The following is a 22,085-nucleotide window of genomic DNA, read 5'->3' as shown; positions in this document are numbered from 1 at the left end:
AATCAGAGGCGGGATAGTCAACGCTCCCGTGGGTTCTCCAGGATCGTCTTCAGAGAGACCTTGGCCGAGCCGGGCTTGAGCGGCTTCTGCTGGGAGGCGTCGGGCGCCCAGCCGGACATCCACACGATCGAAAAGCTCGCCCGGACGCGGCCGTCCGGGTCCGAAAACCGTTCGGCGTAGATTTCGGCGGCCCGGGCGAACAGCCGCCTGGTGGCCGGCCGCCGGCTGCGGTCGACTAGCGGGCTGGTCTCGCCCATGGCGCGCAGATCGGCGACAAGGCCGAACAGCGAATCGTAGCGCACCGTGACCGTCTCGACATCGGCGACCGGCAGCGCCAGGCCGGCACGCTGCAGCAATGCGCCGGCGTCGCGCACATCGGTGAAGGGAAGGACGCGGGGGCTTGCGCCGCCATGAAGCTCGGTCTCGGCGGCAAGCAGGCTCTCGCGCAGTTCTGAAAGCGTGCCCGCGCCGGCAAGGGCGCCGAGGAACAGCCCGTCGGGCTTCAGCGCGCGGCGGATCTGCGCCAGCACGCCCGGAACGTCGTTCATCGTCTGCAGCGACAGCAGCGAAACGGCGAGATCGAGGCTCTCGGCTTCGAAGGGCACGGTTTCCGGGGGCACTACGAGGCCCGCTTCGCCGGCAAGGAACGCGCTGTCCGTCTCCACGCGAACGATATCGGCGACCTTGCCGCTTTTGGCGAGCACCTCGGCCGCGGCCGATGTCTGGCAAAACAGCGCCGCTGCCTTGCCGAACCTGCGCTCGACGGCGCCCAGCCGGTCGGCAAGGTCCTCCGCTGCCCGCCGCATCAGGAAATCGGCGCCTTCGACAGGGTGCGCGAGCGCCCGTCGCTTGCGCGCAAGCCAAAGCTCGGTGTCGATCAAGGGCTGCAATGGGCTGTTCCTGTTGTCCGCTTCTGCCAGACTGGTGCTATGGTGGCATGGGGTTTCATTTCACGTGGCCGATCCGGTGCACAAGATCAAGACCATCGCGGTCAAGGACATGGCGCGGCAGGCGCTCGGCTGGCCGGCACGCCTGCTGTTCCCGCCGGTCTGCGCCGGCTGCCGCCGCCACGTCTCGCAGCCCGGTGTGCTGTGCGGCGCCTGCTGGCCGAAGCTCCGGCTGCTGGAGAAGCCCTGGTGTCCGGTCATGGGCACGCCTTTCACCCACGATATGGGCGAGGGCTTCCTTTCCGCCGAGGCGATCGCCGACCCGCCGCCTTTCGAGCGGGCGCGGGCCGCGGTCGTCTATTCAGGGGTCGCCCGCCAGATGGTGCAGGGGCTGAAATACCAGGACCGCACCGACCTCGCGCCATGGATGGCGCGCTGGATGATGCGCGCCGGCGCCGAACTGATCGCCGAAGCCGATTTGGTGGTGCCGGTGCCGCTGCACTGGCGCCGCTTCTTGCGGCGACAGTTCAACCAGTCGGCGGAGCTGGCCCGGGCGGTATCGAAGCTCGGCGGCCTGCCGTTTTCGCCGGCCGCGGTGAGGCGCGGGAAGCTCACCCGCCAGCAGGTCGGGCTGGAGCGGCACGAGCGCGAGGAGAATGTGCGCGCCGCCTTCCGCGTTCCGCCCGAAGCCGAGATCGAGATCGCCGGCCGCAGGGTGCTCCTCATCGACGATGTCTACACCACAGGCGCCACGGTGCGGGCAGTTGCCAAGGCGCTGAAGAGGGGCGGCGCCGGAGCGGTCGACGTGCTGACCTTCGCCCGCGTCCTGCCGGGGGACTTTCGGGCCGATGAGTCCGCGACTATATAGATTTGATTGAGTTGTATTTGTGCATGTCGTTTTCGCGCAACCATCGGGCGACGTGCATCGGCAGGATCTTTGATTGATGGTCGATGTGACGATTTACACCCGGATGATGTGCGGCTATTGCACCGCTGCCAAGCGGCTGCTCGAGCGCAAGGGTGTGGCCTATACCGAGCACGACGCTTCGTTCTCGCCGGAGCTGCGCCAGGAAATGATTTCCAAGGCGCGAGGGCGAACCACCTTTCCGCAGATTTTCATCGGCGAAACGCATGTCGGCGGGTGCGACGACCTCCATGAACTGGAGGCGCAGGGCCGGCTGGACATGCTGCTTGCCAACGGGAGATGACGATGGGTTCCTTCAAGGCGGCGGCAGTGCAGATGCGTTCAGGCACGAGCCCGGAGCGCAACGCGGCCGATATGGAACGGCTGGTGCGCGAGGCCGCAAGCCGCGGCGCGACCTATGTGCAGACGCCGGAAATGACCGGCGCGCTCGTCCGCGACAAGCAGGCGGGCGCGGCTGCCTTCACCACCGAGGACAAGGACATCGTCGTTTCGACGGCGCGGAAGCTCGCCAAGGAACTCGGCATCTTCCTGCATGTCGGCTCGACGGCCATCCTGCGCGCCGACGGCAAGCTTGCCAATCGCGCGTTCCTGTTCGCTCCCGACGGCGCCACGGTCGCCAATTACGACAAGATCCATATGTTCGATGTCGATCTCGACAATGGCGAAAGCTGGCGCGAGTCCGCCTCCTATGAACCGGGCAAGGAAGCCGTCGTCACCGCGATCGATGGCGCGAGGCTGGGCTTCGCCGTCTGCTACGACCTGCGCTTCCCGCAGCTGTTCCGCTCCGAGGCGATGGCCGGCGCTGACGTGCTCTCGGTGCCCGCCGCCTTCACGCGCCAGACCGGGGAGGCGCACTGGCACGTGCTGCTCAGGGCGCGCGCCATCGAGAACGGAGCCTATGTCGTCGCAGCCGCGCAAGGCGGTCTGCATGAGGACGGCCGCGAGACCTATGGCCATTCGCTCATCGTCGACCCGTGGGGGCGCGTCCTCGCCGAGGCCGCGCATGACGAGCCCGGCGTGATCGTCGCCGAGATCGATCCAGCGCAATCGGTCGCCGCGCGCCGTAAGATTCCCAATCTCAAGAACGCGCGTGATTTCACCGTCAATGCCGGCGAGGCGGAGGCGCCGCGCCTGAGGGGTGCAGCCTCTTGATCCGCTTTTCGCTTATCTGTGAACACGATCACGAGTTCGAAGCCTGGTTCCGCAGCAATGACGACTTCGACACCCAGAAGAAGCGCGGCTTCGTCGACTGCCCGACCTGCGGCTCGCACAAGATAGAAAAGGCGCTGATGGCACCGGCCGTTTCCACCTCGCGGAGCCAGGAAAAGATGGCGCTCGCCATGGGCGAGGCGCAGAAGCAGGCGCTGGCGCAGCTGAAGGCGCTGGCTCAAAAGGTGCGCGAGAACGCCGACTATGTCGGCGACAAGTTCGCCGAGGAAGCGCGCAAGATCCATTTCGGCGAGACAGATCCGCGCGGCATCTATGGCGAGGCGACGCCGGAGGAGGCGCAAAGCCTCGCGGAGGACGGGGTCGAATTCATGCCGATCCCGAGCTTTCCGGAGGATCGGCACTGAGTCGCGGCTAGAGCGTTCACCGTTTCACGGAAACGCCGAACCGCTCTATCTCTTTCTCTTTGTTTTCACGCAATTCCGGACGGAGGGCTACGGCGAAGTCACCCAGCCTACACACTTTTCCTGGAATTACTCTACCCCAGGCTTCCGATCAGCTTTTCCAACAAATTCGCCAATGTCTCCCGGTCTTCACGCGTCAGGCCGGCGAGGATCTGGTGCTCGTTGGCGACATGGGCGGCAAGCGCCTCGTCGATCAACTCGCGGCCTTTCGCGGTGAGGTGGACAACCACACCGCGGCGGTCGCTCGGATGCGGCGCGCGCTGGATCAGGCCGGCCTTCTCCAGCCGATCGAGGCGGGCGGTCATGGCGCCGGAGGTCACCATCGTCGCCTCATAGAGCTCGGTCGGCGTCAGGGCGTAAGGCGCGCCGGAGCGGCGCAGCGTCGCCAGCACATCGAATTCGCCATGCTGCAGGCCGAAGCTGGCGAAGACCGGCGCCAGGCGGTCGCGCGCGATCAGCGAGGATGCTTCGTTCAGCCGCCCGATCACCCCCATCGGCGACACGTCGAGGTCCGGCCGTTCCCTCCGCCACTGCTCGATGGCTTTCCCAGCGCGATCCATATGCCTCACCGCAAAGTATCTTGATGAAGAATCTTTTCACTATCTTATCTCAAGACAAGCTAACGGCCAAGCGCCGAAAGAAGCAGGAACCATCCGATGAAATTTCTCTGGGATTCGGCATTGGGCCTTCTGGTCGTCACCGGCGGATTGCTCGGCATGACGCTGCCTTTCGGCAAGCTTGCGACGGCGGCCGGCGTGCCGGCCATGGTCTGGGCCTTCGTCATTTCGTTCGGCGCCGGCGGCATGCTTTTATGCCCGTTGCTGCTTGGCGGCCAGCGCATCCGGCTTACAGCGCGGAAGCTGCGCTATTTCTTCGTCACCGCCGCGGTGTCCTACGCCTTTCCCAATCTGTTGATGTTCTCGGCCATTCCGCATCTCGGCGCAGGCTATACGGGCATCATGTTCACGCTCTCGCCGGTGATCACGCTGGTGTTCTCGATCCTGCTCGGCGTCAGGAGCCCCAACCTGCTCGGCGTTACCGGCATTGCCGTCGGCTTCATCGGCGCGGTGATGGTTGCGCTCACGCGCGGTGAGGCCGGACAGCCGGCCGACTATTTCTGGGTGGCGATCGGCCTGCTCATCCCGGTCAGCCTCGCCGCCGGCAACATCTACCGCACCGTCGACTGGCCGGAATCAACCGGTCCGATCGAGCTCGCCGTCGGCAGCCACCTCGCGGCGGCGACCTTGCTTCTCGTCGGCATCCTGGCGCTTTTCGGCTGGCAGCCGTTCGCTTCGCTCGGCAGCGTGCCGCTGGTGGCCGCCGGGCAGGTGGCGTCGGCGTCGGCGATGTTTGCCTTCTTCTTCCGGCTGCAGGCGGTCGGCGGCCCCGTCTATCTCAGCCAGATCGGCTATGTGGCGGCTGCGGTCGGCCTCTTTGCCGGCACGATCTTTCTCGGCGAGCACTATCAGCTGCTGACCTGGCTGGGCGCGGCCATCATCACCGCCGGCGTCTTCATCACGACCAAGGCGCAAAGCCAGCCCCGTGCCAGGGTGCGGACCCAGCCGGCGTGAGCGCGAAAGCGGCGGCGCGGCCGATCAGACCGAGGCTTTTTCGGCGAGCACCATGTAGTTGACGTCCATGTCCCTGGACTTCTGCCAGCGGTCGGCGAGCGGGTGGTAGATCACACCGGTGCGGTCGATGACCGTCAGCCCCGCCGCGACAAGCGCCTTTCCCAATTCCTCGGGCCGCACCAGCTTGCCGAACTGGTGCGTGCCGCGCGGCAGCCAGCGCAGCACATATTCGGCGCCGATGATGGCAAGGCCGAGCGCCTTCAGCGTGCGGTTGATGGTAGCGACAAACATAATGCCGCCGGGCCGGACCATCTGGCCGCATTTGGCGACGAACAGGTCGACATCGGCAACATGCTCCACCACTTCCATGTTGAGGATGACATCGAAGGTCTCGCCGGCATCCGCCAGCGCTTCCGCCGTGGTGGCGCGGTAATCAACGTCGACGCCGGCCTCCGCCGCATGCAGCTTTGCGACCTCGATGTTGGTGGTCGATGCGTCGGCCCCAACCACCTCGGCGCCAAGCCGCGCCATCGGCTCGCACAAAAGCCCGCCGCCGCAGCCGATGTCGAGGAAGCGCAGGCCTTCGAAAGGCTTCGCCGCGCGCGGGTCGCGGCCGAAACGCGCCGCTACCTGGTCGCGGATATAGGCAAGCCGCACCGGGTTGAACTTGTGCAGCGGCCGGAACTTGCCGTTCGGGTTCCACCATTCAGCGGCAAGGGCGGAAAAGCGCTCGACTTCTGCGGCATCGATGGTCGATCGTCGGGGCTGTGGCATAAGCGGGTCTCCTCGAACGGTAGGAAGCCGGGGAACGCTAGGAAGTCGGGTCCCCAGCGGAGAAAGTCAAGGCAGGTTTTTCCACTGCTGCCAGCAAGCCGCCCGGAGACCTACCAGGAGACGGTCGCCTTCAACCAGACAACGCGATCGCGGCATGGCTCATGCTGACGCTGGCCGGCTCGATCGCCTGCATGGCTTCGCAGTCGCCGATCTCGGCCATGATGCGCTGCGCCGCCGCCTGAGCCTGCTCGAGGCTCTGCCAGCGCACGACATCGACCCAGCTTCCGTCCTCGCGCGCGCCGAGATGGCGGCTGAGAAAGCCGGGCTGGCGCGCGAGCCAGTCGGTGACGGTGCCGTTTTTGGGCGACAAAATCGGCCGCGGCATCCGGCTTGAGGCGGAAGCTGACGATTTCCAGCGTCTCGGTCATGAATTCCTCCATGCGTTGCGTTTCTTCCTCCGGACTATCGCATGGCCTCGCAGGGATCCGTCAGGAGACCTCAAGCGAACCTCAGGCCCTTCTTGTCCGCATCGCTTGCGAAGCTTAGCTGTTTTGGCTAAGGAGGCCGCGCATTTCCGCGGCTCGGCCTTGCCGGGCGCAACTTTCGCATTTCCGGCTCTGAGCCGGCTTAGTCAAAGGCATTTCGCTTCCATGGCGCGTATCGTGATGAAATTCGGCGGAACCTCGGTCGCCGACATCGCCCGCATCCGCAATGTGGCGCGTCATGTCAAACGCGAGGTCGATGCGGGCCACCAGGTTGCCGTGGTGGTTTCGGCCATGGCCGGCAAGACCAATGAGCTGGTCGCCTGGACGCGCGAGGCCTCGCCGATGCACGATGCGCGCGAATACGACGCCGTCGTCGCCTCCGGCGAGCAGGTCACCGCCGGCCTGTTGGCGATCACGCTGCAGAACATGGGCGTCCATGCGCGTTCCTGGCAGGGCTGGCAGATCCCGATCAAGACCGACAATGCCCATGGCGCGGCGCGCATCCTCGATATCGACGGCGCGTTCCTGATCAAGCGCTTCGGCGAGGGCCAGGTGGCGGTCATCGCCGGCTTCCAGGGCATCGGCCCGGACAACCGCATCTCGACACTCGGCCGCGGCGGCTCCGACACAAGTGCTGTGGCGATCGCGGCCGCCGTCAAAGCCGACCGCTGCGACATCTACACCGATGTCGACGGCGTCTACACCACCGACCCGCGCATCGAGCCGAAGGCGCGGCGGCTGGCCAAGATTTCGTTCGAGGAAATGCTCGAAATGGCCTCGCTCGGCGCCAAGGTGCTGCAGGTGCGGTCGGTCGAGCTTGCTATGGTGCACAGGGTGCGTACTTTCGTGCGGTCGTCCTTCGACGATCCTGATGCGCCCGGAATGGGGGATTTGCTTAATCCGCCCGGAACGCTTATTTGCGACGAGGAAGAGATCGTGGAACAGCAGGTCGTCACAGGAATTGCCTACGCCAAGGACGAGGCGCAGATCTCGCTGCGCCGCGTCGGCGACCGCCCGGGCGTTGCCGCCGGCATTTTCGGCCCGCTGGCCGAGGCCAACATCAATGTCGACATGATCGTCCAGAACATTTCCGAGGACGGCAAGTTCACCGACATGACCTTCACCGTGCCTTCCGGAGACGTCGACAAGGCGCTCGCCGTGCTGGAAAGGCTGAAGGCCGATGTCGGCTATGATGTGGTACAGTCGGAAGCCGGCATGTCGAAGGTCTCGGTCATCGGCATCGGCATGCGCAGCCATGCCGGCGTCGCCGCCACCGCCTTCAAGGCGCTGGCCGACAAGGCGATCAACATCCGGGCGATCACCACCTCGGAGATCAAAATTTCGATACTGATCGACGGTGCCTATACGGAACTTGCTGTTCGTACTTTGCATTCCGTCTACGGTCTCGATAAGCAATAGCAAGAACTGAGTCAGTTGTTGCGTAAGGGCCGGCCGCGGCGGAAACTGCGGCGGGCGACGTGCCCATTGGAGAACAAGCCGCGATGCGTGACATGGCCGGTGGCCCGCGCGTTCTGCTGAGACGGCTCCGCGAGCTCATGCAGGAGCCGCTGGAGCCGCAGGAGCGGCTCGACCGTATCGTGCGCGACATCGCCTCCAACATGGTGGCCGAAGTGTGCTCGCTCTATGTGCTGCGCGCCGATTCGGTGCTGGAGCTCTACGCCACCGAAGGTCTGAACCCCAATGCCGTCCACCTGGCGCAGCTGAGGCTCGGCCAAGGCCTGGTTGGCACGATCGCTGCCAGCGCGCGGCCGCTCAATCTCTCCAACGCGCAGGAGCATCCGGCCTTCGCCTATCTGCCGGAGACGGGCGAAGAGATCTACCATTCCTTCCTCGGCGTGCCGGTGCTGAGGGCAGGGCGCACGCTGGGCGTTCTGGTGGTGCAGAACAAGACGATGCGCCAATACCGCGAAGACGAGATAGAGGCGCTGGAAACCACGGCGATGGTGATCGCCGAGATGATCGCCACCGGCGATCTCGCCCGCCTCACCCGCCCCGGGCTGGAACTCGATCTCAGCCGTCCGGCAAGCTTCACCGGCCTTTCCTTCAACGAAGGCGTCGGGCTCGGCCATGTCGTGTTGCACGAGCCGCGCATCGTCGTGACCAACCTGTTCAACGAGGACAGCGAGGAGGAGGTGCGCCGCCTCGACCGCTCGCTCGGCTCGCTGAGGCTCTCGATCGACGACATGCTGGAACGCCGCGATGTCGCCTTCGAGGGCGAGCATCGCGAGGTGCTCGAGGCCTATCGCATGTTCGCCAACGACCGCGGCTGGGTGCGCCGGCTGGAGGAGGCGATCCGCAACGGCCTGACGGCGGAAGCGGCCGTCGAGAAGGTGCAGAGCGATATGCGCGCGCGCATGCTGCACATGACCGACCCTTACCTGCGCGAGCGGATGAGTGATTTCGACGATCTCGCCAACCGGCTGCTGCGCCAGCTGATGGGACGCGGACCGGAGGATGTCGCGGCCTCGCTGCCCAAGGACGCCATCATTGTCGCCCGCTCGATGGGCGCGGCCGAACTGCTCGACTATCCCAGGGACAAGCTGCGCGGCCTGGTGCTGGAGGACGGTGCCGCGACCAGTCATGTCGTCATCGTCGCGCGCGCCATGGGCATCCCGGTCGCAGGCCAGGTCAAGGGCGCCGTTTCCATGGCGGAAAACGGCGACGCCATCATCATCGACGGCGACGAAGGCTCCATCCACCTCCGGCCACAGTCCGACCTCGAGGCCGCCTATGCCGAAAAGGTCCGTTTCCGGGCGCGGCGGCAGGAGGTCTACCGCGAACTGCGCAAGAAGCCGTCGGTGACCAAGGACGGCGTCCAGGTCGATCTCTTGATGAATGCGGGGCTGGCCGTCGACCTGCCGCAGCTTTCGGAATCGGGTGCGGCCGGCATCGGCCTGTTCCGCACCGAATTGCAGTTCATGGTCGCCTCGACCTTCCCGCGCGCCGAGGCGCAGGAGCGGCTCTACCGCGACGTGCTCGACGCCGCGCGCGGCAAGCCGGTGACCTTCCGCACCATCGACATCGGCGGCGACAAGGTGCTGCCCTATTTCAAGGGCGCGGTGCAGGAGGAGAACCCGGCGCTCGGCTGGCGGGCGATACGCCTCACCCTCGACCGTCCCGGCCTGCTCAGAACCCAAATCCGCGCGTTGCTCAAGGCCTGCGGCGGGCGCGAGCTGAAGCTGATGCTGCCGATGGTGACCGAGTTGTCGGAAATCGCGCAGGCGCGCGAGATCATCGACCGCGAGGTCAGGCATCTGTCGCGTTTTGCGCATCATCTTCCGACCAGCCTCAAGCTCGGCGCGATGCTAGAGGTGCCGTCGCTGCTGTTCCAGCTCGACGAGCTGATGAAGGCGGTCGACTTCGTTTCGGTCGGCTCCAACGACCTCTTCCAGTTCATCATGGCGGTCGACCGCGGCAACACGCAGCTCGCCGACCGCTTCGACACGCTGTCGGCGCCGTTCCTGCGCGTGCTGAAGACGATCGCCGATGCCGGCGCGCGCAACCATACGCCGGTCACGCTTTGCGGCGAGCTGGCCGGCAAGCCGATCTCGGCTATGGCGCTGATCGGCCTCGGTTTCCGCTCGATCTCGATGTCGCCGGCCTCGATCGGCCCGGTCAAGGCCATGCTGACCGAGCTGCCGCTGAAGGAGCTGGAAGCCTTCTTCAAGGACAATCTGATGGCGCCCGCCCAGGGGACGCCGATGCGGGCGCTGCTGCAGGCCTTTGCCGACGACCGCTCCATTCCGCTATAGCATTTCTGCCATGATCAACCTGCCCCGCGACCGCATGGATCAAGTCGTCAAGCGTTTCGACATGCTCGAAGCGCAGATGTCGGCCGGGCCGTCGGCCGACGCCTATGTCAAAATGGCTTCGGAATATGCCGACATCGAGGAGATGGTGGGCAAGATCCGGGCGTTGCGCGCCGCCGAGCAGGAACAGGCCGACCTGGCAGCGATGCTCGCCGACAAAGGCACGGACGCCGAGATGCGGGCGCTGGCCGAGGCGGAGCTCCCGCAGGTCGAGGAGCGCATCGAGGCGCTGCAGAAGGACATCCAGATCCTGCTGCTGCCCAAGGATGCCGCCGACGACAGGAACGCCATCCTCGAAATCCGCGCCGGCACCGGCGGCGACGAGGCGGCGCTGTTCGCCGGCGATCTGTTTCGCATGTATGAGCGCTATGCCGCCTCGCGCGGCTGGCGGTTCGAGGTCGTGTCGGCGAGCGAAGGCGAGGTCGGCGGCTACAAGGAAATCATCGCCTCTGTGTCGGGCAAGGGCGTGTTCGCGCATCTCAAATTCGAATCCGGCGTGCACCGCGTGCAGCGCGTGCCGGAAACCGAGGCCGGCGGGCGCATCCATACCTCGGCGGCGACGGTCGCCGTGCTGCCCGAGGCCGAGGAGGTCGATATCGACATCCGGCCCGAAGATATCCGCATCGACACGATGCGCGCTTCCGGTTCCGGCGGCCAGCACGTCAACACCACCGACTCGGCGGTGCGCATCACCCATCTGCCGACCGGCATCATGGTGGTGCAGGCCGAAAAGTCGCAGCACCAGAACCGGGCGCGCGCCATGCAGATCCTCAGGGCCAGGCTTTATGACCTGGAACGCAGCCGCGCGGATGAGGAGCGCTCGGAATCGCGCAAATCGCAGGTCGGCTCGGGCGACCGGTCGGAGCGCATCCGCACCTATAATTTCCCGCAGGGCCGCGTCACCGACCACCGCATCAACCTCACGCTCTACAAGCTGGACCGTGTGATGATGGGCGAGCTCGACGAGGTGATCGACGCGTTGATCGCCGATCACCAGTCGAAGCTGCTCGCGGATATGGGCATTGATGGCTGACGCTTTGCCCGCCGCGCTCGGGCCGCTGCTGCGCGCGGCGAGGGCGCGGCTCGCCGCTGCCGGCATTGCCGATCCGGCGCTGGATTCCAGGCTGATCGTCGAACATTTTTCCGGTACGGCCCGCGCCCAGGCCATCGCCGAGCCCGGTCGTTCGGTCGAGGCAGCGGCGCTGGCCTCGATCGACGAAGCTCTGAGACGTCGCGTCGCAGGCGAGCCGGTGCACCGCATCCTCGGCTATCGCGAATTCTACGGGCTGCGGCTGTCGCTGTCGCCGGACACGCTGGAGCCGCGTCCGGACACCGAGACGCTGGTCGACGCGGTCCTGCCCTTCGCCAAGGCAACGGCCGAAAGGCTTGGCGAATGCCGCATCCTCGATCTCGGCACCGGAACCGGCGCCATCGCGCTGGCACTGCTCAGCGCCGTTCCGGCCGCGACCGCGACCGGCGTCGATATCTCCCCTGGCGCGCTCGCCACGGCCATGCGAAACGCCAAGGATCTGGGGCTCGGCGGCCGCTTCAAGGCCCTGCATTCCAATTGGTTTGAAAAAGTTTCGGGCCGCTACCATTTAATTGCCGCGAACCCTCCCTATATAGCGTCTCGAGACATCGAAAATCTGCAGGATGAGGTCCGCGATTTCGATCCACACCGGGCCCTTGACGGCGGGGTGGACGGGTTAGTTCCCTATGGGATCATCGCCGGCGGGGCGGAAGGGTTTCTGGAAGCACAAGGCAAGGTAGCGGTCGAGATCGGCCATACGCAGCAAAGCGAGGTCACTGCGATCTTCGCTCGAGCCGGCTACAGGCTGGCAGAGGCGCGACGCGACCTCGGCGGAAACGATAGAGTTTTGGTGTTTGAGCGTTGAAACCCCTGATGCAGTGCGAAAAAACGCTTGGCAATATTAGGGAATGCAGCTAGGTTCCGGCTTGACCGGATGAGACGAAGCAGGCAGTGCTCTTAGCGATTCGGTTTTCCTTGGAAATAGCTGCCTCCTTGCGCAAACGACGCCCAAGCTTCGTGCGGGAATCGTCCGGCAAGTGATGTAACCGGAACAGGATGGCACGTGGCGCCAACGCAATCGATGCGGGCGAACGCCGGTGAAAAAACGAAACGGTCGGCCGCATGAGCGCCACCGTTCGCGAAGAGTTTTGAATTTCACATGAAGAGAGTCGAATGAGGCCACAACAGCAGAACAGGCGCATGCGCGGTCGCAACAACAATGGCGGCGGTGGCAACCAAAACCGCAAGGGACCTAATCCCCTGACGCGCAATTACGAGAGCAACGGTCCAGACGTGAAGATCCGCGGATCGGCTCAGCAGATCGCCGAAAAATACGCCGCACTCGCTCGTGATGCGCAAAGCTCCGGTGACCGGGTGATGGCGGAGAACTATCTCCAGCACGCCGAACACTATAATCGCATCATTGCCGCCGCGCAGGCGCAGTTGCCGATCCAGAACGCTCAGCAGAACCGCGACGATTTCGACGACGACCTCGATGAGGATCGCGACGAGTTCGAAACTGTCGGCAACGCCAATGCCGGTGAGGCGCAGGCCGCGACAAACGGCTCCGGGCCCCAACCGGTGATCGAAGGCACGCCGGCCGAGCTCGGCTTCAACCAGGAAAATGGCCGCGACAACAACCGGCGCGACAACAGGCACCGCGACCGCCGCAATGGCGGCTATGGCCAGTACGGCCAGAATGGTCAGCGCGGCGACAATGGGCAGCGCGATGGGGGCCAGCGCGATGGGGGCCAGCGCGAAGGCCAGCGTGGCGAACATGGCGGCCAGCAGCTCGACCAGAACCGCCGCAACGAGGCGCAGGCACAGCCGGAGGCTTCCGCGGAAGCTGGCGTCGCCGCCGAGCAGGCTCCGCTGTTCGACAGTTTCTCACCGGCGGGCCTTGCGGCCCAGTCGGAGCGCAACGAGGCCGGCGCGGACAATGGCGGCGGGCGTCGGCAGAGACGCCCACGCCGCGGACGTGGCCAGAGCTACAACGCCGAGCAGGGCAATGCCGACCAGGCGGACAGCCCCGCTGACGATCGCAACACGGCGGACAACGGCAACGACGCTGTCGTCGCTGCCGCCGGAGAGGCAAAAGCAGGACCGGGCGAGGCGGTTGCCGGCGAGCCGGCAGGCGGTGCCAGCGAACCGGCGGTCGCCGACGCGAACAATTGATCCTGGGTTGCTGATCCTTCCATTTTCAGGCATTCGAGCGGCGGAGAGAAATCTCCGCCGTTTTCGTTGGTGCATGCCGAAAGCGCGCCGCGTCGAAACGGATTCAGGCGCCGCGCCTTAGGCCTTTGTTTTGATGCATGTCGTTCTCCCAAAATCGCTGCGCAGTTTTGGGCACCACGCATTAGAATATTCTGCGTTGACCGATATCAAGGCGTCTTGAGAGACCTTGGCCCATACACCATATCTCGGCTGAACTGGGCTCGGCTCCATGAGCGGGTCCGTCACCGCAATCTGATCCGGTGCCGCAAAGCGGGCCGGTGATGGAAGGAGACAGATATGAATCTTGAAAAATACTCGGAGCGCGTGCGCGGTTTCGTCCAGTCCGCGCAGACCATGGCGCTCTCGCGCAACCATCAGCAATTCACTCCCGAACATATTCTGAAGGTGCTCGTCGATGACGATGAAGGCCTTGCCGCGTCCCTGATCGAGCGTGCCGGCGGCCGTATCCGCGACGTCAAGCTCGGCGTCGAGGCGGCGCTCGAAGCTATGCCCAAGGTCGAAGGCGGCAACGGCCAGCTCTACCTCGCCCAGCCGCTTGCCAAAGTATTCTCGACCGCCGAGGAACTGGCAAAGAAGGCCGGCGACAGTTTCGTCACCGTCGAGCGGCTGCTGCAGGCGCTCGCCATGGAGAAGTCGGCCAAGACCTCCGACATCCTGGCCAAGGCCGGCGTCACCGCGCAGGCGCTGAACCAGGTCATCAACGATGTCCGCAAGGGCCGTACCGCCGATTCGGCCAATGCCGAGCAGGGCTATGATGCGCTGAAGAAATACGCTCGCGACCTGACCGCCGATGCCCGCACGGGCAAGCTCGATCCGGTCATCGGCCGCGACGACGAGATCCGCCGCACGATCCAGGTGCTGTCGCGCCGCACCAAGAACAATCCCGTGCTGATCGGCGAACCCGGCGTCGGCAAGACGGCGATCGCCGAAGGCCTGGCGCTGCGCATCGTCAATGGCGACGTGCCGGAATCGCTGAAGGACAAGCAGCTGATGGCGCTCGACATGGGCGCGCTGATCGCCGGCGCCAAATATCGCGGCGAGTTCGAGGAGCGGCTGAAGGCCGTGCTCAACGAAGTCACCGCCGCCGACGGCAACATCATCCTGTTCATCGACGAGATGCACACGCTGGTCGGCGCCGGCAAGGCAGACGGCGCGATGGACGCCTCGAACCTCTTGAAGCCGGCGCTAGCGCGCGGCGAGCTGCACTGCGTCGGCGCGACCACGCTCGACGAATACCGCAAGCATGTCGAGAAGGACGCCGCACTTGCCCGCCGCTTCCAGCCCGTCTTCATCGACGAGCCGACGGTCGAGGACACCATCTCGATCCTGCGCGGCCTGAAGGAGAAGTACGAGCAGCACCATAAGGTGCGCATTTCCGACTCGGCGCTTGTCTCGGCCGCGACGCTGTCCAACCGCTACATTGCCGACCGCTTCCTGCCGGACAAGGCGATCGACCTGGTCGACGAGGCTGCATCCAGGCTCAGGATGCAGGTCGATTCCAAGCCCGAGGCGCTGGACGAGATCGACCGCCGCGTCATGCAGTTGAAGATCGAGCGCGAGGCGCTGAAGGTCGAGAAGGACGAGGCTTCGAAGGACCGGCTCGCCCGGCTGGAGAAGGAGCTTGCCGACCTCGAAGAGCAGTCGACCGAGATGACCGCGAAGTGGCAGGCCGAAAAGCAGAAGCTCGGCCTTGCCGCCGATCTCAAGAAGCAGATCGACGAGATGCGCAATGAGCTCGCCATCGCCCAGCGCAAGGGCGAGTTCCAGCGCGCCGGCGAGCTTGCCTATGGCAAGATCCCGGAGTTGGAGAAGAAGCTGCAGGAAGCCGAAGCCCGGGACGACAAGGCCGGCATGGTGGAAGAGGTGGTCAGCCCCGACCACGTCGCCCATGTCGTGTCGCGCTGGACCGGCATTCCGGTCGACAAGATGCTGGAGGGCGAACGCGAGAAGCTCTTGCGCATGGAAGACGAGATCGGCAAGCGGGTCGTCGGCCAGGGCGAAGCCGTGCAGGCAGTCTCGAAAGCCGTGCGCCGCGCCCGCGCGGGCTTGCAGGATCCGAACCGGCCGATCGGCTCGTTCATGTTCCTTGGGCCTACCGGCGTCGGCAAGACCGAGCTCACAAAGGCGCTGGCCAACTTCCTGTTCGACGACGAGAGCGCGATGGTGCGCATCGACATGTCGGAGTTCATGGAGAAGCACTCGGTCGCCAGGCTGATCGGCGCGCCTCCCGGCTATGTCGGCTATGAGGAAGGCGGCGCGCTCACCGAAGCGGTGCGGCGCCGGCCCTACCAGGTCGTGCTGTTCGACGAGATCGAAAAGGCGCATCCGGATGTGTTCAACGTGCTCCTGCAGGTGCTCGACGACGGCCGGCTGACCGACGGTCAGGGCCGCACGGTCGATTTCCGCAACACGCTGATCATCATGACCTCTAACCTCGGCGCCACCTATTTAGTCGATCTTAGTGAGGACCAAGACGTCGACGTAGTGCGCGACGAAGTGATGAATGTCGTCAAGGCGTCGTTCCGTCCGGAGTTCCTCAACCGCGTCGACGAGGTGATCCTGTTCCACCGGTTGCGTCGTCACGACATGGACCGCATCGTCGAGATCCAGCTCAAGCGGCTGGAGAATCTGCTTGTCGATCGCAAGATCACGCTGTCGCTCGATCACGACGCGATCGAGTGGCTGGCGTCCAAGGGCTACGACCCGGCCTATGGCGCCAGACCGCTGAAGCGGGTGATGCAGAAGGAACTGCAGGACCCGCTGGCGGAGAAGATCCTGCTCGGCGAGATCCTCGACGGCTCGACCGTCAAGATCACCGCCGGCTCCGACCGCCTGAACTTCCGCTCGAAGCCGACCGTGGTGACGACCGAAGCCGCCGCCTGATTTCGAGCTATAGCGAATCAACGAGAGTGCGTCGCCCCGGACCGGTGCGGCGCGCTCTTGCTTTTTGACTCGGCCTTACCGCAAAACCGAACAGGTCCAGATTTCTCTTGGAAGGGGCGAAGCCCGATGAAGCTTGAGGACTATAACGGCTTCTGCGCCTCGCTGCCCGCCGCGACGCATGTCGTCCAGTGGGGCGGCGCCCATGTCTGGAAGGTCGGCAGCAAAGTGTTCGCGATCGGCGGTCACGACCGGGACGGGCAGATCTTCGTCACCTTCAAATGCTCCGACATGGCCTATGACGTGCTGAAGGATCAGCCGGGTTGCCGGCCCGCGCCCTATCTCGCCTCGCGCGGCATGAAATGGATCCAGCGCCAGACAAGCCAGAGCGTGGATGATGCGGCGCTGAAGGACTATCTGCGCGAAAGCCATCGCCTGGTCGTCCTCAAGCTGACAAGACAGGCACGCAGGGAACTTAAGCTGGGTCTTTAGCGAGACCAATGATCTTTCCGAAAACCGGGTCCCACTTTTGGGGATCATGGTCGAAGCACCGGAAATCCGCCATCTTCATGCCCGGTTCATATAGGAACCTTAATTTTGGTAACTGGTTTGCTGGCGAAGCGTTCGCCTGCCAAGACCGCGCCGACCGGAGAGCCTGACCCACATGCTGCGCACGATCCTTTCCCTTTCGGCACTCGCGGCCGGGCTGGTCACTTCTGGCGCGCTCGCGGCGCCAAGCGGAGATGGCGCGCAGAAAGCGGTTCGGCCCGCTCAATACGGCGCGCTCGTGCTCGCCCAGGAAGGCAATATCGACATCTATTACGATGCCAGGGGCAACCGGGTGCTTGTCGACGCCGACACCGGCAAGGTGATCGCCATCCAGCCGCCGCAGACCAGGCTCGACCGCCGGGCGCTGCGACGCCAGCTGCGGATGCAAGAGCTCGGGCGTGCGCCCGTCGAGGACGACGACCGCTACTATCTCGACAATCCCGACGACATGGCCCGCTTCCGCCGCAAGCAGCTGGAAGAGAACGGCCGGTATATTCCGCCGCCGGTCGACGACTACGATTCCAACAGCGGCAATTCCGTCGATGCCTATCCGCCGGCGCCGAACGATGACGGTTTTGCTGCCACCTATCCGGAGGCGCCAAGGTCGGACACCATCAAGCGCCAGCCGCTGAATGAGGCGTCGGTCGAACCGCAGCCGGGCCAGGGGGACGTGCTGCAGACCAATCCGGACACCCAGGCCGCGCTGCCGCCGGACACGGGCGGCAAGTCCACCGTCGATTCGTCGCTGTCGCTCGGCGTGCGCCAGGACGTGGCGGCACTTCAGGTGCTTCTCGACCGCGGCGGTGCTTCGCCGGGCGTCATCGACGGGCGATTCGGCTCGAATGTCGACAAGGCCTTGGCTGCCTACAACCAGATCACCGGCAGCAATCTGAAATCGACCGACGCGGTCGGCATCCAGGCGGCGCTTGCGCAATCGGGTGGCGACGCCTTCGCTTCCTACACGATCACGCCCGAAGACGCGGCCGGCCCCTATGTCGCTTCAATCCCGGAAGACTACAGCCAGAAGGCCAGGCTCGACCGCATGGGCTACACCTCCGTCACCGAGGCGCTCGCCGAACGTTTCCACATGGACGAAGCCTATCTGAAGTCGATCAACAAGGGGCTCGACTTCAACCGTCCCGGCACGATCATCAAGGTCGCCAATTTCGGCCAGTTGGTGTCGACGCCGGTCGCCCGCATCGTTGCCGACAAAGACAAGAAAGAGGTGTTCGCCTATGATGCCGGCGGCAAGCTGGTCGCAGCCTATCCGGCCACCATCGGCTCGGCCGACACGCCGTCCCCATCCGGCATCCACGCCGTGTCGCGCGTCGCGCTCGATCCCAACTACACCTACAACCCGAACATCAATTTCAAGCAAGGCCAGAACGACAAGATCCTGACCATCCCGCCGGGGCCGAACGGTCCGGTGGGCTCGGTCTGGATCGCGCTCGACAAGCCGACCTACGGCATCCACGGAACGCCCGACCCCTCCAAGATCGGCAAGACCGAAAGCCATGGCTGCGTGCGCCTGACCAACTGGGACGCGCGCGAGCTTGCCAAGCTGGTCTCGCCGGGCGTCACCGTCGAGTTTGTCGGCGGCGGATATTCAGCCGATGAACTTGCGCAGCAGTGAGCCGCGCAGCGCGGCGGCATAGACAAACTGCACCAGCAGGATGAAGGCAATGCTCGCCAGCGGGGTGATGAGGCAGAGTGCCGCCCCGATCGCCCAAAGGATCTGCGCCTTGACGATGCGCTGATAGACGTTGCGTCTCGTTTCCGCATCGACGTCGTCCGCCAGCATGCCGTTCTTGTCGGCATACCGCCAACTGGCGAAGAGCGTGACGCCGAGCATCAGAAGGTTCAGCCAGTAGACGAGCACCGCGACGCGGAATTCGAGGAAATCGGCGAGAAGGTCGGTTGAGAACGGCAGGAGCGCGATGAAGGCGAGAAAGCAGAGGTTGAGCGTCGCCAGCCGCCGGTCCGATTTTGCGATCAGGCCATGCTGCGCCTGCTGGCCGAACCAGAAGATGGTCAGCGTCAGGAAGCTCAGCGCATAGGTCAGGAAACGCGGCGCGAGGGCCAGGATCGCCGCAAGCAGCTCGCTTTCCGAATGCACAGTTTCATGCGACGGCACCCTGATCTCCAGCACGATCAAGGTCAGCGCGATGGCGAAGACGCCGTCGGTTATGCCGACGATTCGCCCGCGCCCTTCGGCTGACGGTTCGAGCGGTCGCTTCATGGCTTTCCCCCCCTTGGCGCAAGTTCGGACGACGGGCCGGAACCTAGCATGCGACGGTTCGTTTGCATCAGGATTGCCGCCGTCCTGGCCATGCTGCCAGTGCCATCAAGAACAGCGATCCTCTGGCCGGTTGTTGCGCAAGCGCCGGAGAGCTAAGCAGACATTCATGGCGTCCTCGAACCAGACCACCGCCGATTCGTTTTCGACCGCGCAGCGTGCGAACGGCACCTTCTGCCCGCAGACCCGGCGCAAATTCGTGCTGGTCGCGGCGATTCTGGCCTCGGCGCTCGGCTTCATCGACGGTTCGGTCCTGGCTATCGCCATGCCAGCCTTGCGCGTCGACCTTGGCGCCAGCCTGGCTGAAGCACAATGGATTTCCAATGCCTATGCGCTGACGCTGTCGGCGCTGATTCTGGCGGGTGGTGCGGCCGGCGACCGTTTCGGTCTCAGGCGCGCCTTCGTGACCGGCATTGCGCTCTTCATCGCCGCTTCGCTCGCCTGCGCGCTGGCTCCGAATCCGGCGGTACTGATCGCCTTCCGCGCCATTCAGGGCATCGGCGCCGCCATCATGGTGCCGGGCAGCCTCGCCATCATCGCCAAGGCCTATCCGAAAAAGGAGCGCGGCCGGGCGATCGGTATCTGGGCGGCCGCCTCGGCGCTGACGACGGCGCTCGGTCCGGTGCTGGGCGGCTTCGTCCTATCCACTTTTGGCAACGGCGTCTGGCGCGCGATCTTTGCCGTCAACCTGCCACTCGGGCTGGTTTCGATCTATCTGCTGCTCGTCAAGATTCCGGCCGACCAGCCGACCGAAAAGCGCAGCCTCGATCTCGGGGGCGCCGGGCTCGCCACGCTCGCCTTCGGATCGCTGGCCTATGGGTTGACGGCGATGAACGCCGAGGGCGGCGGGATGATGGCCGGGCCGGCGATCGTCGCCGGCGTGATCCTGCTCTTTATCTTCATTTTTTACGAGCGCTGGCAGCGCGAGCCGATGATCGATCTCGGCCTGTTCCGTATCGGCGCCTTCGCCGGCGCCAATCTGGCGACCTTCTTCCTCTATTTCTCGCTCTCGGCGAACCTGTTCTACCTGCCGATGCTGCTGATCGCCGGCTGGGGGCTGAGCTCGGCCGAAGTCGGCTTCATCTTCCTGCCGCTATCAGCATTGATCGCGCTGCTGTCGGGGCCGGTCGGCCAGTGGTCGGACCGGATCGGTCCGCGCCTGCCAATCGCCGCCGGCAGCTTCATCGTCGCTATCGCCTTTGCCGGCATGGCCGTGCTTGCCCATGCCGGCGTCCATAATTTCTGGACCGGCATCTTTCCGCTGATGGCCCTGATGGGGTTTGGCATGGCGCTCGTCGTGTCGCCGCTGTCGACGGCAATCATGACTTCGGTCGAGGACAAGGAAACGGGCGCGGCGTCCGGTATCAACAACGCCGTCTCGCGCATCGGCGGATTGATCGCGGTGGCCGCGATGGGTTCACTCGCGGCTTTCGTCTATGCGCGTTTGACCGGCAGTCCCGCCGGCATGCCCGGTTACGGCGAGCCGCCCACGCACGCCCTCGCAGCCGATCTCGATGCATTGAGGATTGCGGCAAGCGATTCGGCCTTTGCCGCGGTTGCCGGCCTGACCGCGCTGCTTTGCCTGCTGTCGTCGATCATCGCATGGGTCACGGTTCCCGGGCAGGCGGTGGCCTGGCCGCAGCGGACGGACGATTCTCGGGATTGAAGCAGTTTGCGCAATTCCGGACGGAAAACCGCTACGCACTTTTCCTGGGATTGCTCAGTTCGGAAGCTGCGAATCGGTCTTGGCGCTGGCGACCTTCAGCGAATTTCCGTCTTCCTGCTTGAGCAGGTCGTCGATGCGCTCGCGCTCTTTCTTGAAGGCGACGAGATCGTCGCCCTTCAGCACCTTGCCGACCGGCAGGCGCACGCGCATCGAATCGACCTTGGTGCCGTTGACGATCAGCTCGTAGTGGAGGTGCGGGCCGGTGGAGAGGCCGGTCTGGCCGAGATAGCCGATGACCTGGCCCTGGCGGACATGAACGCCCGGCTCCATGCCTTTGGCGAAGGCGCTCTGGTGATTGTAGGAGGTCTCGTAGCCATTGGCGTGGCGGATGATGATCTGCTTGCCGTAGCCGCCCGCCCAGCCGGCCTTCTCGATGACGCCGTTGCCGGCGGCGATGATCGGCGATCCGATCGGAGCGGCCCAGTCGGTGCCGGTGTGCATGCGGACATAGCCGAGGATCGGGTGCCGCCGCGCGCCGAAGCCTGAGGTGAAGCGGCCATTGGGCAGCGGGTTGCGCAGCAGGAACTGCTTGGCGCTGCTGCCGTTCTCATCGAAATAGTCGACGCTGCCGTCCTGCATCTGGAAGCGATAGAAGTTGCGCGTCTGTCCGCCGAAGGTCGCCGAGACGTAGAGAAGCTCGGAATTGTCCGAGGTCTGGTCGTCGCCGTCAGGCTGCGAGAACAGCACTTCGAGCCGATCGGCAGGTGAAAGGCGCGACTGGAAATCTACGTCCGAGGCAAGAAGCTTAATCAGCTTCTGGGTCATCGATTTCGACATGCCGTAGGAATAGGCGGTGCGATAGATGCCGTCATAGACATTGGGCAGGTTGCCGCGGACCACCACTGGCTGCGAATCATCGAAGGCCGTCAGCAATTCGGGATTGGGCTCCGGCTCCTGCGCCGGGACGAACTGCCCGCGATCGTCGAGCGCGATGGTGACGATGTGGGTGGTGCGGTCGTAAACGCCGGTGCGGACCACCTTGGCGATGTCGCCGCGCACCTCTAGGCCGACGCGCAACACCGTCCCGGCCTTGAGCGCCGTAGCGTTCAAGAGCTTGCCGATCGCCGCCGCCATGCCTGTGGCGTCGTCGCCGGTGTAACCCGAATCGGCGAAGGCCTCGGCGATATCCGTATCCTTGGTGAAGGGGATGATTTCCTCGGCAAAGGCCGGCGCCTGGTCATCCAGTGTGGCGCGCGGCGCCACCGAGACATTCTCCGGCGTGATCTTGACGTCGTAGGAGCCGGCCATGCTCTCGGCGAAGGCATC

At 64.8% G+C, this 22,085-nt stretch carries 20 protein-coding genes (1 of these 20 running past the window's edge); 14 read left to right on the top strand and 6 right to left on the bottom strand.

What is annotated here, in order from left to right; all coding sequences use genetic code 11:
• Nucleotides 1-17: 17 nt before the first annotated feature.
• Entirely contained in the window at nucleotides 18-890 is an 873-nt protein-coding gene (locus RFN28_RS10750) for a methyltransferase domain-containing protein (protein WP_320287319.1), read from the bottom strand.
• Between the two features lie 64 nt (nucleotides 891-954).
• Between RFN28_RS10750 and RFN28_RS10745 the strand changes: the two genes are divergently transcribed.
• From RFN28_RS10745 to RFN28_RS10730, 4 genes are all read left to right on the top strand, one after another.
• Nucleotides 955-1,755 (top strand): ComF family protein, encoded by an 801-nt coding sequence (locus RFN28_RS10745; protein WP_320287318.1) that lies wholly within the window; start codon nucleotides 955-957, stop codon nucleotides 1,753-1,755.
• 76 nt (nucleotides 1,756-1,831) lie between these two features.
• Entirely contained in the window at nucleotides 1,832-2,095 is a 264-nt protein-coding gene (gene grxC / locus RFN28_RS10740) for a glutaredoxin 3 (protein WP_320287317.1), read from the top strand.
• A gap of 2 nt (nucleotides 2,096-2,097) precedes the next feature.
• A complete protein-coding gene (locus RFN28_RS10735; protein WP_320287316.1) occupies nucleotides 2,098-2,964 on the top strand; it encodes a carbon-nitrogen hydrolase family protein in 867 nt (288 codons plus the stop codon).
• Entirely contained in the window at nucleotides 2,961-3,386 is a 426-nt protein-coding gene (locus RFN28_RS10730) for a DUF1178 family protein (protein ID WP_320287315.1), read from the top strand. The genes RFN28_RS10735 and RFN28_RS10730 overlap by 4 nt, the downstream gene beginning before the upstream one ends.
• A 131-nt stretch (nucleotides 3,387-3,517) precedes the next feature.
• Here RFN28_RS10730 and RFN28_RS10725 read toward each other — a convergent pair whose 3' ends face one another.
• Nucleotides 3,518-4,003 carry a MarR family winged helix-turn-helix transcriptional regulator gene (locus RFN28_RS10725; protein ID WP_320287314.1) on the bottom strand — a complete coding sequence of 162 codons (486 nt, stop codon included), beginning with the start codon at nucleotides 4,001-4,003 and terminating at the stop codon, nucleotides 3,518-3,520.
• 96 nt (nucleotides 4,004-4,099) lie between these two features.
• On the opposite strand from RFN28_RS10725, the gene RFN28_RS10720 reads away from it, so the two are divergent.
• On the top strand, nucleotides 4,100-5,014 hold the full coding sequence (locus RFN28_RS10720; RefSeq protein ID WP_320287313.1) for a DMT family transporter: 915 nt from the start codon (nucleotides 4,100-4,102) through the stop codon (nucleotides 5,012-5,014).
• A gap of 24 nt (nucleotides 5,015-5,038) precedes the next feature.
• Here RFN28_RS10720 and ubiG read toward each other — a convergent pair whose 3' ends face one another.
• Together ubiG and RFN28_RS10710 are read right to left on the bottom strand one after the other, a co-directional pair.
• Nucleotides 5,039-5,788 (bottom strand): bifunctional 2-polyprenyl-6-hydroxyphenol methylase/3-demethylubiquinol 3-O-methyltransferase UbiG, encoded by a 750-nt coding sequence (gene ubiG, locus RFN28_RS10715; protein WP_320287312.1) that lies wholly within the window; start codon nucleotides 5,786-5,788, stop codon nucleotides 5,039-5,041.
• 130 nt (nucleotides 5,789-5,918) lie between these two features.
• Entirely contained in the window at nucleotides 5,919-6,158 is a 240-nt protein-coding gene (locus RFN28_RS10710; protein WP_320287311.1) for a hypothetical protein, read from the bottom strand.
• Nucleotides 6,159-6,438: 280 nt separating this feature from the next.
• Between RFN28_RS10710 and RFN28_RS10705 the strand changes: the two genes are divergently transcribed.
• From RFN28_RS10705 to RFN28_RS10670, 8 genes are all read left to right on the top strand, one after another.
• Nucleotides 6,439-7,692: an aspartate kinase gene (locus RFN28_RS10705; protein WP_320287310.1), complete on the top strand. Its 1,254-nt coding sequence runs from the start codon at nucleotides 6,439-6,441 to the stop codon at nucleotides 7,690-7,692.
• 83 nt (nucleotides 7,693-7,775) lie between these two features.
• Nucleotides 7,776-10,046: a phosphoenolpyruvate--protein phosphotransferase gene (gene ptsP / locus RFN28_RS10700; protein ID WP_320287309.1), complete on the top strand. Its 2,271-nt coding sequence runs from the start codon at nucleotides 7,776-7,778 to the stop codon at nucleotides 10,044-10,046.
• A gap of 10 nt (nucleotides 10,047-10,056) precedes the next feature.
• Nucleotides 10,057-11,136, top strand: coding sequence for a peptide chain release factor 1 (prfA, locus tag RFN28_RS10695; protein WP_320287308.1), 1,080 nt, complete (start codon nucleotides 10,057-10,059; stop codon nucleotides 11,134-11,136).
• Complete coding sequence (prmC, locus tag RFN28_RS10690) at nucleotides 11,129-11,998, top strand: peptide chain release factor N(5)-glutamine methyltransferase (RefSeq protein ID WP_320287307.1); 870 nt, start codon at nucleotides 11,129-11,131, stop codon at nucleotides 11,996-11,998. The genes prfA and prmC overlap by 8 nt, the downstream gene beginning before the upstream one ends.
• 308 nt (nucleotides 11,999-12,306) lie before the next feature.
• Complete coding sequence (locus tag RFN28_RS10685) at nucleotides 12,307-13,308, top strand: DUF4167 domain-containing protein (protein ID WP_320287306.1); 1,002 nt, start codon at nucleotides 12,307-12,309, stop codon at nucleotides 13,306-13,308.
• A 336-nt stretch (nucleotides 13,309-13,644) separates the two neighbouring features.
• Nucleotides 13,645-16,251, top strand: coding sequence for an ATP-dependent chaperone ClpB (gene clpB / locus RFN28_RS10680; protein ID WP_320287305.1), 2,607 nt, complete (start codon nucleotides 13,645-13,647; stop codon nucleotides 16,249-16,251).
• Between the two features lie 126 nt (nucleotides 16,252-16,377).
• On the top strand, nucleotides 16,378-16,740 hold the full coding sequence (locus RFN28_RS10675; RefSeq protein ID WP_320287304.1) for an MmcQ/YjbR family DNA-binding protein: 363 nt from the start codon (nucleotides 16,378-16,380) through the stop codon (nucleotides 16,738-16,740).
• A 172-nt stretch (nucleotides 16,741-16,912) separates the two neighbouring features.
• Nucleotides 16,913-18,430 (top strand): L,D-transpeptidase family protein, encoded by a 1,518-nt coding sequence (locus RFN28_RS10670; RefSeq protein WP_320287303.1) that lies wholly within the window; start codon nucleotides 16,913-16,915, stop codon nucleotides 18,428-18,430.
• Here the strand turns inward: RFN28_RS10670 and RFN28_RS10665 are convergent.
• On the bottom strand, nucleotides 18,404-19,036 hold the full coding sequence (locus RFN28_RS10665; RefSeq protein WP_320287302.1) for a TMEM175 family protein: 633 nt from the start codon (nucleotides 19,034-19,036) through the stop codon (nucleotides 18,404-18,406). The two genes, RFN28_RS10670 and RFN28_RS10665, sit on opposite strands and share 27 nt — an antisense overlap.
• Before the next feature lie 166 nt (nucleotides 19,037-19,202).
• On the opposite strand from RFN28_RS10665, the gene RFN28_RS10660 reads away from it, so the two are divergent.
• Nucleotides 19,203-20,759 (top strand): MFS transporter, encoded by a 1,557-nt coding sequence (locus RFN28_RS10660; RefSeq protein ID WP_320287301.1) that lies wholly within the window; start codon nucleotides 19,203-19,205, stop codon nucleotides 20,757-20,759.
• Between the two features lie 54 nt (nucleotides 20,760-20,813).
• On the opposite strand, the gene RFN28_RS10655 is transcribed toward RFN28_RS10660, so the two are convergent.
• A protein-coding gene (locus tag RFN28_RS10655) for a M23 family metallopeptidase (protein ID WP_320287435.1) crosses the window boundary here: on the bottom strand, nucleotides 20,814-22,085 show its 3' portion. The gene runs 708 nt beyond the window's last position; the window shows 1,272 of its 1,980 coding nt (coding positions 709-1,980); its start codon lies beyond the right edge, outside the window; the stop codon is at nucleotides 20,814-20,816.

It is taken from the genome of Mesorhizobium album, from assembly GCF_033977205.1.
In the GTDB taxonomy this organism is placed as follows: Bacteria; Pseudomonadota; Alphaproteobacteria; order Rhizobiales; family Rhizobiaceae; genus Mesorhizobium; species Mesorhizobium album.
The sequence above is the reverse complement of the archived record's forward strand: the minus strand, read 5'-3'. Positions and strand labels throughout refer to the sequence as shown.

Coding starts and splice junctions, on each gene's coding strand:
- grxC (WP_320287317.1), top strand. CDS start 1,832: ATGGTCGATGTGACGATTTACACCCGGATGATGTGCGGCTATTGCACC.
- RFN28_RS10735 (WP_320287316.1), top strand. CDS start 2,098: ATGGGTTCCTTCAAGGCGGCGGCAGTGCAGATGCGTTCAGGCACGAGC.
- RFN28_RS10725 (WP_320287314.1), bottom strand. CDS start 4,003: ATGGATCGCGCTGGGAAAGCCATCGAGCAGTGGCGGAGGGAACGGCCG.
- RFN28_RS10720 (WP_320287313.1), top strand. CDS start 4,100: ATGAAATTTCTCTGGGATTCGGCATTGGGCCTTCTGGTCGTCACCGGC.
- ubiG (WP_320287312.1), bottom strand. CDS start 5,788: ATGCCACAGCCCCGACGATCGACCATCGATGCCGCAGAAGTCGAGCGC.
- RFN28_RS10705 (WP_320287310.1), top strand. CDS start 6,439: ATGGCGCGTATCGTGATGAAATTCGGCGGAACCTCGGTCGCCGACATC.
- ptsP (WP_320287309.1), top strand. CDS start 7,776: ATGCGTGACATGGCCGGTGGCCCGCGCGTTCTGCTGAGACGGCTCCGC.
- prfA (WP_320287308.1), top strand. CDS start 10,057: ATGATCAACCTGCCCCGCGACCGCATGGATCAAGTCGTCAAGCGTTTC.
- prmC (WP_320287307.1), top strand. CDS start 11,129: ATGGCTGACGCTTTGCCCGCCGCGCTCGGGCCGCTGCTGCGCGCGGCG.
- RFN28_RS10685 (WP_320287306.1), top strand. CDS start 12,307: ATGAGGCCACAACAGCAGAACAGGCGCATGCGCGGTCGCAACAACAAT.
- clpB (WP_320287305.1), top strand. CDS start 13,645: ATGAATCTTGAAAAATACTCGGAGCGCGTGCGCGGTTTCGTCCAGTCC.
- RFN28_RS10675 (WP_320287304.1), top strand. CDS start 16,378: ATGAAGCTTGAGGACTATAACGGCTTCTGCGCCTCGCTGCCCGCCGCG.
- RFN28_RS10670 (WP_320287303.1), top strand. CDS start 16,913: ATGCTGCGCACGATCCTTTCCCTTTCGGCACTCGCGGCCGGGCTGGTC.
- RFN28_RS10665 (WP_320287302.1), bottom strand. CDS start 19,036: ATGAAGCGACCGCTCGAACCGTCAGCCGAAGGGCGCGGGCGAATCGTC.
- RFN28_RS10660 (WP_320287301.1), top strand. CDS start 19,203: ATGGCGTCCTCGAACCAGACCACCGCCGATTCGTTTTCGACCGCGCAG.